Raw genomic sequence first — 14,801 nt, 5'->3', positions numbered from 1 at the left:
TGCCGTCGTCCGCCGCGCCGTCGTCACCCTCGCCGTCGTCGAGGAGCCCATCGATCAGCCCGTCGTCGTCCTCGGGTTCCTCGGTCGGCTCCGGCTCGGGTGACTCCTCGACGCACGGCCGGCCCTCGTCGTCGGTGACGTCGGTCAGCACGTCCGGCTGCGGGTCGGCGTCCGGGCCCGGGGGATCGGCGAACGCGTAGCCCTCCGGGCACTCGGGCTCCTCCTCCTCGGGCGCCTCCTCGACACAGGGGTTGCCGTCGGCGTCCCGGATGTCGGTCAGCACGTCGGGGAAGAAGCCGTCCTCGTCGGCCTCGGTCGGAGGATCCCCGAAGGCGTAGCCCTCCGGGCACTCCTCGTCGGGTTCGGGTTCCCCGCCATCGAGCGATGACAGGTCCGGTGCGACGAAGTCCTCGACCTCGAGCCCGTCGACGGCGCGAGCCATGTACGCACCCCAGAGCGGTGCCGCGAGCCCACCGCCTGTCGCCTCGCCTTCGATCTGCGAGTTGTCGAGGTTGCCGAGCCAGACCGAGGTGGCCAGCTGGGGCACGTATCCCACGAACCAGGCGTCGCGCGACTCCTGGGTCGTGCCGGTCTTACCGGCGGCGGGACGACCGATGTCGGCCGCGGTCCCGCTGCCGGACGTGATCACGCCGCGGAGCCCCTGGGTCACGACGCGGGAGACGTTGAGTTCGACGCTCTGCTCCTCCTCGCGGGCGGGCTCCCACACCACGCGGCCGTCGGGGTCCTCGACCCGGACGATCAGGTGCGGGTCGACGTGGACGCCCTCGGCGGCGAAGGTGCCGAAGGCCGACGCCATCTCGAGCGGGGTGAACTCGGTCGGTCCGAGGGTGAGCGACGGGTTCGGCGCCATGGTCGTCCCGTCGGGCCGCAGAGCCGCGTCCGTCGGGTAGAACTCCTCGTCCTTGGCACGCGGGAGCCCGGCACGCCCCGCGGCCTCGATGACGCGCTCGCGACCCGCCTCCTCCTGCATCTGGTAGTAGACGGTGTTGGTCGACGACGCGGTCGCCTGGTAGACGGTCTGCTCGCCGAAGGTGGTCCCACCGAAGTTCGAGATCGTGACGTCGTCGGCGCCCTCGACGTCGATCTCCGCGGGGGCCGAGAAGCGGGTCTCGGGCGAGTTGCCGGCCTCGGTGAAGGCCTGGAGGGTGAAGGCCTTGAAGGTCGACCCCGGCTGCCGCGGACTGACGAGTGCGGTGTTGAGGCTCTGCTCACGAGCGTCGGGGCCACCCACGAGCGCGCGCACGCCACCGGTGCGCGGGTCGACGGTCACGATGGCGCCGGAGTCGGTCGGACCCTCGGACACCGCACGGGTGAGCTCCTCCTGCGCGGCGGCCTGCAGCCGCTGGTCGAGCTCGGTGTGGACGCGCAGGCCCCGGTAGAGCTCGTTGCCCTGGAACTCGGGCTGGGCGGTCAGCACGCGGCGGACCGCGTCGAGGTAGTACGCGTTCGGGCCGAGGTCGACGTTGGCACGCTGGCTCACCTCTGGCAGGCCCGCCTCGACGAGCTCGTCGTGGGCAGCCTGATCGAGCCAGCCCTCCTCGAGCATGCCGCGGAGGGCGAAGCGCCGTCGTTCGTCGGCCCGCTCGGGGTTCTCGATCGGGTCCCACGCCTCGGGAGCCGGCAGGATCCCGGCGAGGGTCGCCGACTGGTTCACGTCGAGGTCGCTGGCCGGGACTCCGAAGTAGACCTGCGCGGCCGACTCGATGCCGATGGCGCCGCGGCCCCAGTACACCGAGTTGAGGTAGAAGCCGAGGATCTCGTCCTTCTCGTACGCCCGCTCGAGCTTGATGGCGAGCGCCGCCTCCTGGACCTTGCGTGTGTAGGTCTGTTCGGGGCTGAGCGCGGCGTTCTTGATGTACTGCTGGGTGATGGTCGAGCCGCCCTGCTGGACACCGCCTCCACGCACGTTGGTGAACAGGGCGCGGGCGATCCCCGTGGCCGAGATGCCGTTGTGGTCGTAGAAGCCGCGGTCCTCGGCGGCCATGACGGCCTGGCGGGTGTGCTCGGGGATCGTGCTGAACTCGACCAGTTCCTGGTTGGCGGCCTCCGAGAGGTTGCCGACCTCCTCGCCGTCGATGTCGAGGACCGTCGACGCGGTGACCGCGATGTCACCGGGGAGCGGGATCGACGAGAAGACCAGGAAGAACAGCAGGAGCCCGATGGCGGCGAGCGCGATCGCCGGGAGGACGAGCAGCGCGACGTACCAGCGCTTCCACCACGGTCGGGACGGCGCCTGCGCAGCCGTGTTCTTCGAGCGTGCGGCCATCGTCTCTACCTCGCGCAGGGTGGGTGGATCCGCGCTGCGGCGGACCGAGCAACGGTACCGAAGCCGCACGCCCGCTCGGCTGAGCGGGCGTCCGGGCGTCCGGGTGGTGGGGGCTGCGGGCTAGAAGGCGGCCTCGGGGAGGTCCATGATCCAGCCGTCCTCGTCCTCGGCGCGACGGCGACGGAAGCTGGCCTTCGGCAGCGAGTTGCGGGCGAACCACCGCACGGCCGCGACCTTGCCGGTGTAGAAGTCGGCATCGGGTCCCGACGCGCCGCCGTCGAGCGCGGCCTGGGCGACCTCGCCCTGGCGCAGGAGCAGCCACCCGATCACGGTCTCGGCGAGCGAGTGCAGGAACTCGGTGGACTGCAGCCCGGTCTTGTAGACCTCGGTCCGCTCGTCCTCGTCCATCGACGCCACGGCGTGGCCGATGAGGACACCGAGGTGAGCCTGGGTGTCGTCGAGCGCCGCACCGAGCAGCTCGCGCTCGGCCACGAACGGGTCGCCCGCGCCGCCGGCCTTGACCAGCTCACGGATCTGATCGGCGAGCCACGTCAACGTCGCACCCTGATCACGGATGATCTTGCGGAACAGCAGGTCGAGCGCCTGGATCGCGGTCGTCCCCTCGTAGAGGGTGTCGATCTTGGCGTCGCGGATGTACTGCTCGATCGGGTAGTCCTGGGTGAAGCCGGACCCGCCGAAGGTCTGCAGCGACAGGGCGAGCAGCTCGTAGGCCTTCTCCGAGCAGTAGCCCTTGACCAGCGGCAGGAGCAGATCCTCGCGCGCGATCCACGCGGCGTGGTCGGCGTCCTGTCCCACGTCGGTCTGGACGTCGGGACCGACGAGCCCGGCTTGGTCCTGGACCCAGCCGGTGAACATGACCAGCGCCCGCATGCCCTCGGCGTGGGACTTCTGCTCCATCAGCATCCGGCGCACGTCCGGGTGCTTGATGATCTCGACCTTCGGGGCGGTCTTGTCCGCCATCTGGGTCATGTCCGGACCCTGCTGGCGGATCTTGGCGTACTCGAGGGCGTTCAGGTACCCGGTCGACAGCGTCGCCATGGCCTTGGTGCCGACCATCATCCGGGCGTACTCGATCACCAGGAACATCTGACGGATGCCGTCGTGCACGTCGCCGACGAGGTAGCCGACGCAGGGGGTGCCGTCCTGGCCGAGGGAGAGCTCGCACGTCGCCGAGCCCTTGATCCCCATCTTCTTCTCGATGTTGCTGACCCGCACGCCGTTGCGGTCACCGAGCGAGCTGTCGGCGTTCACGTGCAGCTTGGGCACGATGAACAGGCTCAGCCCCTTGGTGCCTGGACCAGCGCCGTCGGGCCGAGCGAGGACCAGGTGCACGGTGTTCGGGTGGGTCTGGGCGTCGGCGGAGGTGATGAACCGCTTGATGCCCTCGAGGTGGTAGACGGCACCGAGGTCGTCCTCGCCGGCCTCCTCGACCGGCGTCGCACGCGTCGTGCCCGCACCCACGTCCGACCCGGCGTCGGGCTCGGTGAGCACCATCGTGCCGCCCCAGCACTCGTCGATCATCGGCCGGGCGAAGCGCTGCTTCTGGCCCTCGGTCCCGACGCGGTCGAGGATCGAGGCCATCAGGGCGCCGATGGGCCACAGCATGGCGGTGGCGTGACCACCGGCGAGCAGCTCGGAACCGGCCCAGCGGACCGACGGGGGAGCGCCGTAGCCGCCGAGGTGGGTCGGCAGCGGCAGCAGGTGCCAGCCAGCCTCGTAGAAGGCGCGCAAGGCCTGGTCGAGTTCCTCGGGGATGGTGATGTCACCCTCGGGGGACAGCTCGAGCGGGGTGCGGTCGGCCGGGACGAAGGAGTCGGCCCAGATGGACTCGCGCGTGAAGCGGTCGAGCTCGGACAGGAGCATCCGCGCCTGATCCTCGTCGACGGCCTCGTAGGCGCCGGTCCCGAAGTAGTCGCCGGCACCGAGGACCTCGTAGAGGTTGAACTCGATGTCCCGCAGGTTCGACTTGAAGTGGCTCAAGGCTGATCTCCCGGGTGCGCGCGCTCGCGTCAGATGTGGAGCGTCTGCTACATCTTGGAGCGTTCGCTCCAGTTCTGCAAGCTGGTCGGCACGGTCCGGACGCGGCACGGCCGCGGGGAGGTGGGAGGTGGCGCGCTACCGCGTGGGGCTCGAGACGCGCGAGCGGATCCTGGCGGCCACCCGTCGGGTGGTCAACGAGGTCGGGATCGACGGGGTGACCCTCAAGGCCATCACCGACCAGGCCTCGGTCGGCGCCGGCAGCTTCTACAACCTGTTCGCCTCGAAGGAGGACGCGGTCCTCGAGGTGGTGCGTCAGGCCATCGAGGCCGTCGATCCCGATCCGGAGGGCGAGGGCACCGACACCCTCGTGGACCTCGTCGATGCCTTCGTGACCTTCTTCACCGACTCGCGGCCGATCGCCCGGATCTACCTGCAGCTCGCGCTCGCACGTGGCCTGACCGACCGGTGGGTCGCGGACCGGGTGAACCGCTCCCACCGACGCCGCGTGGAACGCTTCGCGGACGCCTGGCAACGCCACGAACCGCACATCGACGCGGCCGAGGCCGAGGTGCGCGCCGAGCTGTTGGTCGGCGGGCTCATGGGGCTCGGGCTGAACGCCCTCGTCGATCCGGCGTTCGACATGCGGTCGCACGCGCTCCGGCTGCTGCCGCGCCTGCCCGCCCCCGAGCCGGGCTAGCCTGCGCCCCGTGGACGACCCGAACCATCCTCAGACGCCCCGCCGGTGCCGCCGATGAGCGGTCCGGTCGGCCTCGCGCTCGTCGTGGCCCTGATCGTCGGCAACGGGCTGTTCGTCGCTGCGGAGTTCGCGCTCGTCTCGCTCCGCAGGTCCCAGGCCGAGGAGCTCGCGGCGGAGGGCAACCGCCGGGCCCGGACGGTCCTGCGTGAGCTGAGCAACCTGTCCTTCACGCTCTCGGCGGCGCAGTTCGGCATCACCGCGACCTCGCTGATGCTCGGGTTCGTCGCCGAGGAAGCCCTCGGTGAGGCGATCATCCAGCCGCTGCTCGATCTGGTCGGCGTCCCGGCGTCGGCGCGGCTCGGCATCGCGCTCGGGTTGGCCTTCCTGCTCTCGACGGTGACCCAGATGGTCGTCGGCGAGCTGTTCCCCAAGAACCTCGCCATCTCGCGTCCCCTGCCGGTCGCCCTCGCGGTGACGCCCTTCACCCGGGCGTTCGGGATCGTGCTGAGACCGATCATCACCGTGTTCGACCGTTCGGCCGAGGTGCTCACGCGACGGGTGTTCCGCGTCGAGGTGCCGTCGGAGCTCGAGAGCGGCCACTCGCTCGACGAGCTCGCCCGCATCATCGCGGTCTCGGGCGAGGAGGGCTCCTTCAGCGGGATGCAGAGCCAGCTCCTACGTCGGGCCGTCGAGCTCGGCAACTCCCGCGCCGGTGAGGTGATGGTCCCGCGCCCGGACGTGGTCTTCCTCGACGTCGACGACACCCTCGCCGACCTCCGCGCCCTCGCTGCCCGGACCGGACACAGCCGGTTCCCGGTGCGAGGCGGCTCGGACGATGAGGTGCGCGGCACGGTGCACGTCAAGGACCTGCTGCTCGTCCCACCGGACCAGCACGCCGACACGACGGTGGCTGCGGTCCTCCAGGACCCGCTCGTCGTGCCGGAGTCCCAGCTGCTCCACGACCTGTTGAGCACGCTGCGTCGCGAGCGCCGGACCTTCGCGGTCGTGATCGACGAGTTCGGCGGGACCGCCGGCATCGTGACCACCGAGGACGTCCTCGAGCTGCTCGTGGGCGACATCGAGGACGAGTTCGACGGGTCGCACCACGCCGTGCGGCGGCTCGGCGCGGACCGCTACCTCGTGGACGGGACCCTGCGCACCGAACGGCTCGCCGAGCTGTCCGGCCTCGAGATCCCCGACGGGGCCTACGAGACCGTCGCCGGGCTGGCGCTCGACCGCCTCGGCCACATCCCCGAACCGGGGGAGACCGTCACCGAGGACCGCTTCGAGCTGCAGGTCACCCGCGTCGACGGGGTCCGGGTCACCGAGCTGACGGTCACCGTGCTGCCACCGCCGGCTGACGACGAGGCGGACTCGTGACGACCCTGCTCGCCGTCTCGGCCGACGCCACGGGCGCTGGCTTCAGCTGGACCGCCATCGCGATCGGCGTCGTGCTCCTGGTCCTCAACGGGGGGTTCGTCGCCGCCGAGATCGCGCTGCTCGCCGCACGACGGACCCGCGTCGAGGAGGCCGCGGACGCGGGTGACGCTCGTGCGGTGCGGGCGCTGGCGAGCCTCCGCGAGCTGTCGATCACCTTCTCGGGTGCGCAGCTCGGGATCACGATGTGCTCGCTCGGGCTCGGCGCCGTCGCCGAACCGGCGGTGGCGTCGCTGTTCGCCGGCTGGTTGAGCGACACCTCCTTGCCCGCGGGCGCGGTGCCGGTCCTGGCCGTCGTGTTCGCGCTCACGATCGTGGTGTTCCTGCACATGGTCGTCGGGGAGATGGCGCCGAAGAACCTGGCGCTGGCGAGGGCCGAGGACGTCGCGTTCGCCCTGGCGCGACCCTTCGGGTGGTTCGTCACCCTCTTCCGTCCCCTGATCGTGCTGCTCAACGGGCTGGCGAACCTGCTGGTCCGCGCCGTGCGCGTCGAACCGGTGGACGAGCACAAGCTGGTCCACACCGCCGAAGAGCTGGCGTTCGTGGTCGCCGAGTCCGGGGACCGGGGCACGATCGAGGCGCGGGACGCGCGGGTCATCGGTGCGGCCTTGAAGCTGGCCGACATCGACGCCGAGGACGCGATGACGGCCCGGGTCGACCTCGTCGGGGTGCCGGACGGGACGACCCTGTCGGAGGTGCTCGTCGTGGCCGCAGCTTCGGGGCACACGCGCCTGCCGGTCTACCGCGAGGACCTCGACCACGTGGTCGGTCTGGTCAACGTCAAGGACGTCCTCGTCGGGGACGTCGGGGACCCGGACACCACCACCGTGGGGCAGGTGCTGCGCCCGATCCCCGCGGTCCCCGAGTCCCGCGACCTCGAGTCGTTGTTGCGGGAGATGCTCGAGCGACGCGATCACGCCGTCCTCGTGGTCGACGAGTACGGCGGTACAGCTGGGCTCGTCACCCTCGAGGACGTGCTCGAGGAGCTGGTGGGTGAGATCGACGACGAGTTCGACGAAGCGGGGGCGCGGCCGCGGGACACCGAGAGCGTCTGGGTGGTGCCGGGCACCTACCGGCGCGACGAGCTCGAACGCCTCTGCGGGCTCGAGCTCACCGGCGGCGACGCCGAGACCGTCTCGGGGTGGATCACCGAGCAGGTCGGCCGCCTGGTCGAGGTGGGGGACCGGTCGGTGACCGAGGACGGGTGGACCCTGACGGTGCTCGGCCTCGAGGGCCGGCGTGCCGACGAGGTCGAGGTGCGTCGCCCCGATGCCCCGGTCGAGCCCACCCGGCCGGGGTCCGCCTCCACCGAGCTCTAACCCTCGGACTCGCCCTCGAAGGCGCGGCACACCCAGTCGGCGTCGACGAGGCAGCGCTGGTCGGGGTGCCAGCAGAGCGCGAGGTCGTGTCCCGGGTTGAGGTAGTGACGGCACAGCCCGCAGCGCCGCGTGGGCTCGTCGCTGCGCGCCAGCAGCGTCTCGCCGAGCCGTTGTTGCGCGGCCACGGCGAGGTCGACGTCGGCTTCGACGGGGTCCTGCGGGGTCGGGTCGTCCACGTCAGCGCTCCGGGCGGTCGGCGGAGCGTAGACACCGCGGGGGAGCGGGTCCGACCGCGGGTAGCGTGACCCGCTGCGACCGACCTCGAGGACCGCCGTGACCGATCCGCACGACCACCCCCGCGCACGTGCCGCCGCCGCCCTGCGGCGGCTCGGTCACGCGCTGTCCGGTCACGAGGCCGACGCCGACCTGCTCGAGCGGATGGCCGTGGCCGCCGATCGCGTCGCGGGCGAGCTCGAGGCCGCACCTAGCCGGTCCCGGGACATGCTCGAGCTCAAGCGCCGTATGTTCGAGGTCCAGGTCGCCGACGGCGACCGGATCGTGCACTTCGACGAGTGCTTCGTGTCCGGACCCTGGAACCCGCTCGGCATCGCGATCGACGTGCACCGTGACGGCGACGAGGCCGTGGCACGGGTCGAGCTCGGGCCAGCGTTCGAGGGTGCCCCCGGCCGGTCCCACGGCGGCATCGTCGCCGCCATCTTCGACGACGTGCAGGGCTACCTGCTGACGTTCACCAACACCGCGGCGTTCACCGGTGAGATCACCGTGCGCTACCTCGCGGCGACGCCCATCGGTCAGCCGCTCGAGTTCCGCTCCCGGCTGGTGCGCCGCGAGGGCCGCAAGCTGTACTGCGAAGCCGAGGCCCGCGTCACCGAGGGGGACGGTGAGATCGTGGCCACCTCGCACGCCGTGTTCATCGCGATCGCCCCGTCGCGGATGCGCCCCTGAGGACGTCCGGGTCCGGTCAGCTGCGGGGCAGCACCTCGACCTCGCGGTGGGCGATGTGCGACGGGCGTGGCGCGGACGCCGCGAACGGTCCCTCCAGCGCGTTGCTGGCCGCGTTGTAGACGAAGAAGGCGTTGCTGCGGGCGAACGGCGTGATGTTCCCGTTCGACCCGTGCATGATGTTCGAGTCGAAGAACACGACCGATCCGGCCAAGCCCTTCGGTGCGACGATGCCGAACTCGGCCGCGAGCTGGCTGAGGCTGTCCTCGTCGGGCGTCCCGACCTCCTGCGCCTGGAGCGAGGACCGGTAGTTGTCGTCGGGGGTCTCGCCGACGCACGACACGAACCGGGTGTGTGAGCCCGGCATGACCATCAGCGGCCCGTTGTGCTCGGTGTTGTCGGTCAGGGCGATCGACGCCGAGATCGCCCGCGGCGTCGGCATCCCGTCCTCGCTGTGCCAGGTCTCGAAATCGGAGTGCCAGTAGAACTCCTTGCCGCGGAAGCCCGGCTTGAAGTTCACCCGCGTCTGGTGCAGGTAGACGTCCTCGCCGTGCAGCTGCCGGGTGACGTCGGCGAGCCGAGCGTCCCGGGCCATCCGTGCGAACAGGTCGCTGACGCGGTGGATCTCGAAGATCGAGCGGACCTCGTCGGTCCCGCGTTCGGTGATCACCCGCTCCTGTGCCCGGAGCTCGTCGTCGGCGGACAGCCGATGCAGCTCGGCGAGGTAGCGGTCGGTCTCGTCCTTGGTGAACACGTCCTCGAGGAACAGCAGCCCGTCGCGCTCGAAGGCGTCGACCTGTTCGGTCGTCAGGGGACCTGCCCCCGGTTCGCGGGCCGATGCGGCGACGACCGGGTCGGTGCGATCGATGATCCGTGGCTCGTTCGCGACGCGGGTCGGGTAGCGGTCGAAGGTCCGGGTCGTCGGCATGTGCTGGTCACGCTCCTCGGGTCGGGGCGGGGTGGTCTCGTGCGATGGTGCGATGGTGCGATGGTGCGATGGTGCGATGGTGCGACGGTGGGGCGGTGCCCGCAACCGTCGTTCAGGCGTCGGTGAGCAGGGGGTAGGCGCCGTCGACGTCGTGGGTCTCCTGCCCGGTGACCGGCGGGTCGAACACGCAGATCATCCGCAGATCGGTGTGCGCGCGGACGATGTGGCGCTCGTTGCCGTCGAGGCAGTACATCGTCCCGTCCGCGAGGGGGTAGGTGACCCCCTCGTCGAGGTCCTCGAGCACGCCGGTGCCGCCGACGCAGTACACGGCCTCGACGTGGTTGCGGTACCACATCTGCGTCTCGGTCCCGGCGTGCAGCGTGGTGTCGTGGAACGAGAACGACTGGCCGTCACGGGCGAGCAGCAGACGGTGGCTCGACCACGTCCCGGCCACGGTGACGCGGTCGGTGCCGTCGAGGTCGGCGCGGGTACGGACGATCACGGTGGTGCCTTCCGGTGCGGTGGTGGGGGAGCGGTGACTAGGCGGTCTGGAGCTCGGGCATTCCGGTCAGCGCGAGGTCGTCGCGGTCGGCGATCGCGGCATCGAGCGACTCGGTGAGGCGTTCGAAGGCCGTCGCGAGCTCGGCGTCGGAGATCGTCAGCGGCGGCAGGAGCTTGACGACCTGGTCGGCTGCGCCCGCCGTCTCGACCAGGACCTGGCGTTCGAACGCCTGGGCGGCCACCTGAGCGGCGAGGCCGCCCGGCTCGAGCTCCACGCCCTGCATCATCCCTCGACCGACGACGTTCGCTTCGCCCTCGGGCAGCCGGTCGGCCAGCCGCTGCAGGCCGGTCGTGATGAGGTCGGCTTTGCGCCGGACCTCCGAGGCGAACGCGCCGTCGCGCCACCGCTCGAGCGCCGCCGTCGCGGTGACGAACGCGGGGTTGAAGCCGCGGAACGTGCCGTTGTGCTCGCCCGGCTCCCAGACGTCGAGGTCCGGGCGGATGAGGGTGACGGCCATCGGCAGGCCCAGGCCGGACAGCGACTTCGACAGCGTCACGATGTCGGGGACGATCCCGGACGGCTCGAAGCTGAAGAAGGTCCCGGTCCGTCCGCAGCCGGCCTGGATGTCGTCCACGATCAGGATGATGCCGTGCTCGCGGCAGAGGGCGGAGAGGCGCTGGAGCCACGCGTCGGACGCGACCCGCAGGCCGCCCTCACCCTGGACGGTCTCGAGGATGACCGCGGCGGGCAGCGCCATGCCTGACCCGGCGTCGGCGAGGTAGGCCTCGAGGTAGTCGATGGTGTCGACGCCGGTCCGGAAGTAGTCGTCGAACGGCATCCGGTGGGTGTGCGACAGCGGGACGTTCGCGCCGCCGCGCTTCATGGAGTCACCCGTGACGGCGAGCGCACCGAGGGTCATGCCGTGGAAGGCGTTGGTGAAGCAGACCACGTTGGTGCGGCCGGTGACCTTGCGAGCCAGCTTGAGTGCGGCCTCGACGGCGTTGGTCCCGGTCGGACCCGGGAACATCACGCGGTGGTTCATCCCGCGGGGGCGCAGGATGACCTGCTCGAAGGTGTCGAGGAAGTCCCGCTTCGCGACCGTGTGCATGTCCAGGCTGTGGATCACGTTGTCGGTGGCGAGGTAGTCGACGAGCGCGGCCTTGATGTCCGGGTCGTTGTGGCCGTAGTTGAGCGCACCGGCGCCGGCGAACAGGTCGAGGTACTCGGTGCCGGCCTCGTCGATCAGCCAGCTGCCTCGTGCCTGCGAGAAGACGGTCGGCCACGACCGGCAGTAGCTGCGGACCTCGGACTCGAGGCGGGTGAAGGTGTCCACGGTGGAACTCCGGTGATCGGGAGTGGGTGCGGAACGGGCGGGAGCGGTCAGCCGGTCGGGCCGGCGATGGGACCGATGCGGTGCAGGTCCTCGGGTTCGTGGTCGACGTCGCCGAGCTCGTCCGGCTCGACCCACCGCGACACCGCCAGGTCGGTACCGAGCTCCCGGGCGAGCGCGGCGAACAGGCGGCGGGAGGCGGTGTTGCTCGGGGTGACGGTCGCCTCGAGGTGGCGAGGGCCGACCGTGTCCACGAGCCAACGCAGCATCGTGAGACCGAGCCCGCGGCCGCGCGCCTCCGGTGCGACGCCGACCTGCCAGACGAACAGCGTCGTCGGGTCGGGCGGTGGGGTGACGCCGAGGATGAAACCCTCCGGACCGGACGGTCCGACGGCGACCACGCTGGTGTCGGCCCAGAACCGCTCCCCGAGCACGTAGGCGTAGGGGGAGTTGAGGTCGAGACCGCCACCGTCGCGCACCAGGGCGTGTAGCGCCGCGCCGTCGCCGTGCTCGAGGTGGCGCAGCTGGTGCGACACGGGCGTCTCAGGCGCGGGCGCGAATGGGGCGGTCACACGATCTCCGGTGGTGGGGGTCACGGTCGCGGGTGAGCTGGCCCGGGGCGAGTGGTCATCGCGGGGGTCGGGACCGCGTGCCTCGGTCCCGTCCCCGGGGTCGTGTGGAGCGACAGCGTCGAGCGTCGCCCCCCGACGTCGCCCGACCGCTCGTCACGACCGTAACGAGCGGCCCCCCGGGGCTCGCAAGTCCGGTCACCGTCCGAACGGACGGGGGGATGTCCCTACCCTCCGGCGGTCGTCGAGCCAGGAGCGGTCGTGGGCTTCACCCGTGCGGAGCTCGACGGGTTCCGGGACGCGGTCGTGCCCGACCTCGTCGGCGACGTGCCACCCCGGCTGGTGTTCGTCGGCATCAACCCCGGGCTCTGGACGGCGGCGACCGGGACGCACTTCGCCCACCCGGGGAACCGCTTCTACCCGGCGCTGCACCGGGCGGGCATCACCGACCGCGAGCTCGACCGGGTCGCTGGCCTCTCCGATGCGGACCGGCAGCACCTGATCGATCGTGGCATCGCCATCACCAACATCGCGCCGCGCGCCACGGCGAAGGCCTCCGAGCTGACCTCCGAGGAGCTCCGGTCCGGGGGAGCGGCGCTGCGTGGGCGGCTCGCGATCTGGCGACCGCGGGTGGTGGCCGTGGCGGGCATCACCGCCTACCGCACGGCCTTCGCTCGACCGCGGGCCGTCGTCGGACCCCAGCAGGAGACGATCGCCGACGCGGAGCTCTGGGTGGTGCCGAACCCCTCCGGCCTGAACGCGCACGAGACGATCGAGTCGCTCGCGGCCCGGTACCGCGAGGTGGCCGAGGCCGCGGGGGTCGTGCCGGCCGTCCCGGGCCAGGGCTAGGGGACGATCGGCAGACCGCCGCCACCGCCGCCGCGCTTGGGGTCCATCGCGTCGAACCCCTCGCCGACGGCTGGGAGCGAGTCGACCGCGTGCTGGAGCGGGTGGAGGAACGGCAACGCCGTCGGGTCGAGCTCCTCGTCCGGGGCGAACTCCTCGAGGTCGCCGTCCTCCCCGAACCACGACGCGGTCAGGTGCGGAGCGTGCCGGCGGGCACCGAACACCACTACGACGGCGTCCCGGTCGGCGATCTCGGCCTCGGCGACGAAGCCCCACGCCGGGGTCTGCGTCGGGGTGATCTCGTCCGCGGCGAGCTCGGCGAGCACCGCGTGCCGGGCCTCGTCGTCGTCGGGGAACCGGGGCAGGGTCAGCAGTCGCGTCCGCTCGGGCGCCGGCAGCACGACCGTCGGCGGCAGCGGCCGGTCGCGCTGTCGGACGAGGTCGAGCGCGGCCTCCTGGCACACGTAGCGGAGCTCGTCGAACTGCACGTCGGACCTCGTCGCTGAGCGGTGACCCCACGCTACCGGCACGACGCGCAGGAGCCCCGCCAGCGGCGGGGCTCCTGCCTGGTGCGATGGCCTGCGGGGACGCGGGCCGCGTGGGTCAGCCGACGTCCGGCAGGAGCACCGCGTCGATGAGGTGCACAGTCGCGTTCGCGGTCTCGACGTTGCCGCAGATCACGTCGGCGGTGTTGCCACCGGCGGCCTCGACCTGGATGCCCTCGACGCCACCTTCGACGACGGTGACGTCCTGCTCGGCGACGGTGGTCGCGGAGCCGGCGTCGAGCAGGTCCTGCGCGTTCAGTTCCTCACCACCGACGACGTGGTAGGTGAGCACGGTCGCGAGCAGGTCCGGGTCGTTGGCGACGGTGTCGAACAGCTCCGGGTCCGACTCCTGCAGCGCGTCGAACGCGTCGTTGGTCGGCGCGAAGACGGTCGCAGCCTCGAGCCCGTTGAGGGTGTCGACGAGGCCCGCCTGGTCGACGAGCGAGACGAGGGTGGACAGCAGGGGGTTGTTCGACGCGGCGGTCGCGACGGGGTCCTGGGCCATGCCCTCGGCCGAACCGGCGCCGTCGGCCGGGATCGCGGCGCACGCTTCGCCGAGGTTGGTGGCGGTGAGGTCGGCGGCCATCTCGTCGCCGCCCATCTCGTCGTCACCCATCTCCTCGGTGGTCTCGGTCTCGGTGTCGGCGCTCGTGGTGTCGGCGTCGGTGTCGTCGCCGCCGCAGGCGGCGAGGAGCAGGGCGGCGGAGGCCGCGGCTGCAGTGATGCGGAGGGAACGTCGGGTGGAACGCACGGTGGTGCTCCTGGGATCGAGTGGTGGTGGTGGGGGGCGGGGCGGAGAGCGGTGAGCTACTACCGCGGTCGTAGCCGGTCTCGCGCTCCTGGTTCGCCGCCCTCCGCCGGTCGGCTTGGACCCTCCTGCCCGTGCGGTCGGTTTTCGCTGCGAGGCGTTCGCCGGAGGTCAGCGCACCTGGCGCGAGCGATCACCGGTTGGACCCGCGAGGTCACCGTGGTGTCGGAACACGCCTCGAGCCCGCGCGACCGGGTGGTCGGCGGGTGAGGCGTGCGAAGGCGACGGGTGGACGGGCCGCGAGGTGGGGTCAGAACGGGAAGGCGGGTTCCGAGGAGTCGATCCGTCCCGGGGGTGGCCGTCCACCCTCCGGCCGAGCGGCGGCTGGGCGGTCCGGCCCGGCGTGTGGAGCACCGGGTCCTGCACGTGCCGCTCCCGGTCCGGCGCGTGTAGCGGCGGGCCCAGCGCGGGCGGAGGTGGCGGTGGCGGGGTCGCTCGGTGGTGGGAGCTGCTGGTCGTGGCGGGGCTGGGTGGTCCAGGTCCGGCCACGGCGGCGGAGCCGGTAGGTCCCGTGGGGGTCGAGGGTCTGGTGCCAGCCGCGGCGGTGCACGAGGGTGTGGTGGCGGCGG

14 protein-coding genes and 1 pseudogene are annotated in these 14,801 nt (G+C 71.7%); 5 read left to right on the top strand and 10 right to left on the bottom strand.

From position 1 onward, the window contains the following. Both WEB03_RS15330 and WEB03_RS15325 read right to left on the bottom strand, forming a co-directional pair. On the bottom strand, positions 1–2,287 hold a 2,287-nt coding region (locus WEB03_RS15330; protein ID WP_368071790.1), incomplete at its 3' end, for a transglycosylase domain-containing protein. Between the two features lie 120 nt (positions 2,288–2,407). Then, the gene (locus tag WEB03_RS15325) at positions 2,408–4,288 is read right to left on the bottom strand and encodes an acyl-CoA dehydrogenase (RefSeq protein WP_368071789.1); all 1,881 of its coding nucleotides are present in this window, start codon (positions 4,286–4,288) and stop codon (positions 2,408–2,410) included. Between the two features lie 127 nt (positions 4,289–4,415). Here WEB03_RS15325 and WEB03_RS15320 point away from each other — a divergent pair, with 127 nt between their 5' ends. Genes WEB03_RS15320 through WEB03_RS15310 form a run of 3 tightly spaced genes read left to right on the top strand, consistent with a single transcriptional unit; the run spans position 4,416 to position 7,741 of the window. After that, on the top strand, positions 4,416–4,985 hold the full coding sequence (locus WEB03_RS15320; protein ID WP_368071788.1) for a TetR/AcrR family transcriptional regulator: 570 nt from the start codon (positions 4,416–4,418) through the stop codon (positions 4,983–4,985). Between the two features lie 54 nt (positions 4,986–5,039). Further along, a complete protein-coding gene (locus WEB03_RS15315; protein WP_368071787.1) occupies positions 5,040–6,365 on the top strand; it encodes a hemolysin family protein in 1,326 nt (441 codons plus the stop codon). Further along, positions 6,362–7,741 (top strand): hemolysin family protein, encoded by a 1,380-nt coding sequence (locus WEB03_RS15310; RefSeq protein WP_368071786.1) that lies wholly within the window; start codon positions 6,362–6,364, stop codon positions 7,739–7,741. Before WEB03_RS15315 ends, WEB03_RS15310 begins: the two co-directional genes overlap by 4 nt. On the opposite strand, the gene WEB03_RS15305 is transcribed toward WEB03_RS15310, so the two are convergent. Beyond that, entirely contained in the window at positions 7,738–7,977 is a 240-nt protein-coding gene (locus WEB03_RS15305) for a hypothetical protein (RefSeq protein WP_368071785.1), read from the bottom strand. The genes WEB03_RS15310 and WEB03_RS15305 overlap by 4 nt on opposite strands. Before the next feature lie 97 nt (positions 7,978–8,074). Here WEB03_RS15305 and WEB03_RS15300 point away from each other — a divergent pair, with 97 nt between their 5' ends. Continuing rightward, positions 8,075–8,707, top strand: a complete 633-nt coding sequence (locus tag WEB03_RS15300; RefSeq protein ID WP_368071784.1) for a PaaI family thioesterase — start codon at positions 8,075–8,077, stop codon at positions 8,705–8,707. A gap of 16 nt (positions 8,708–8,723) precedes the next feature. Here the strand turns inward: WEB03_RS15300 and thpD are convergent, their stop codons facing one another. From thpD to ectA, 4 genes are all read right to left on the bottom strand, one after another. Further along, entirely contained in the window at positions 8,724–9,632 is a 909-nt protein-coding gene (gene thpD, locus WEB03_RS15295) for an ectoine hydroxylase (protein ID WP_368071783.1), read from the bottom strand. 112 nt (positions 9,633–9,744) lie between these two features. After that, positions 9,745–10,134: an ectoine synthase gene (locus WEB03_RS15290; RefSeq protein WP_368071782.1), complete on the bottom strand. Its 390-nt coding sequence runs from the start codon at positions 10,132–10,134 to the stop codon at positions 9,745–9,747. Positions 10,135–10,171: 37 nt separating this feature from the next. Next, complete coding sequence (gene ectB, locus WEB03_RS15285; RefSeq protein ID WP_368071781.1) at positions 10,172–11,467, bottom strand: diaminobutyrate--2-oxoglutarate transaminase; 1,296 nt, start codon at positions 11,465–11,467, stop codon at positions 10,172–10,174. A gap of 47 nt (positions 11,468–11,514) precedes the next feature. Next, positions 11,515–12,036: a diaminobutyrate acetyltransferase gene (gene ectA, locus WEB03_RS15280; protein WP_368071780.1), complete on the bottom strand. Its 522-nt coding sequence runs from the start codon at positions 12,034–12,036 to the stop codon at positions 11,515–11,517. 258 nt (positions 12,037–12,294) lie between these two features. Here ectA and WEB03_RS15275 point away from each other — a divergent pair, with 258 nt between their 5' ends. Then, positions 12,295–12,882: a mismatch-specific DNA-glycosylase gene (locus WEB03_RS15275; protein ID WP_368071779.1), complete on the top strand. Its 588-nt coding sequence runs from the start codon at positions 12,295–12,297 to the stop codon at positions 12,880–12,882. On the opposite strand, the gene WEB03_RS15270 is transcribed toward WEB03_RS15275, so the two are convergent. The 3 genes and pseudogenes from WEB03_RS15270 to WEB03_RS15260 form a co-directional block, all read right to left on the bottom strand. Beyond that, complete coding sequence (locus WEB03_RS15270) at positions 12,879–13,367, bottom strand: hypothetical protein (RefSeq protein ID WP_368071778.1); 489 nt, start codon at positions 13,365–13,367, stop codon at positions 12,879–12,881. The two genes, WEB03_RS15275 and WEB03_RS15270, sit on opposite strands and share 4 nt — an antisense overlap. A 115-nt stretch (positions 13,368–13,482) precedes the next feature. Then, positions 13,483–14,175 (bottom strand): fasciclin domain-containing protein, encoded by a 693-nt coding sequence (locus WEB03_RS15265; RefSeq protein ID WP_368071777.1) that lies wholly within the window; start codon positions 14,173–14,175, stop codon positions 13,483–13,485. Between the two features lie 307 nt (positions 14,176–14,482). Continuing rightward, a pseudogene (locus tag WEB03_RS15260) lies at positions 14,483–14,801 on the bottom strand (hypothetical protein); the annotation flags it as partial.

Source organism: Nitriliruptor sp. (genome assembly GCF_040882075.1).
GTDB lineage: Bacteria > Actinomycetota > Nitriliruptoria > Nitriliruptorales > Nitriliruptoraceae > Nitriliruptor.
This window is presented reverse-complemented; position numbering and strand designations above follow the sequence as displayed.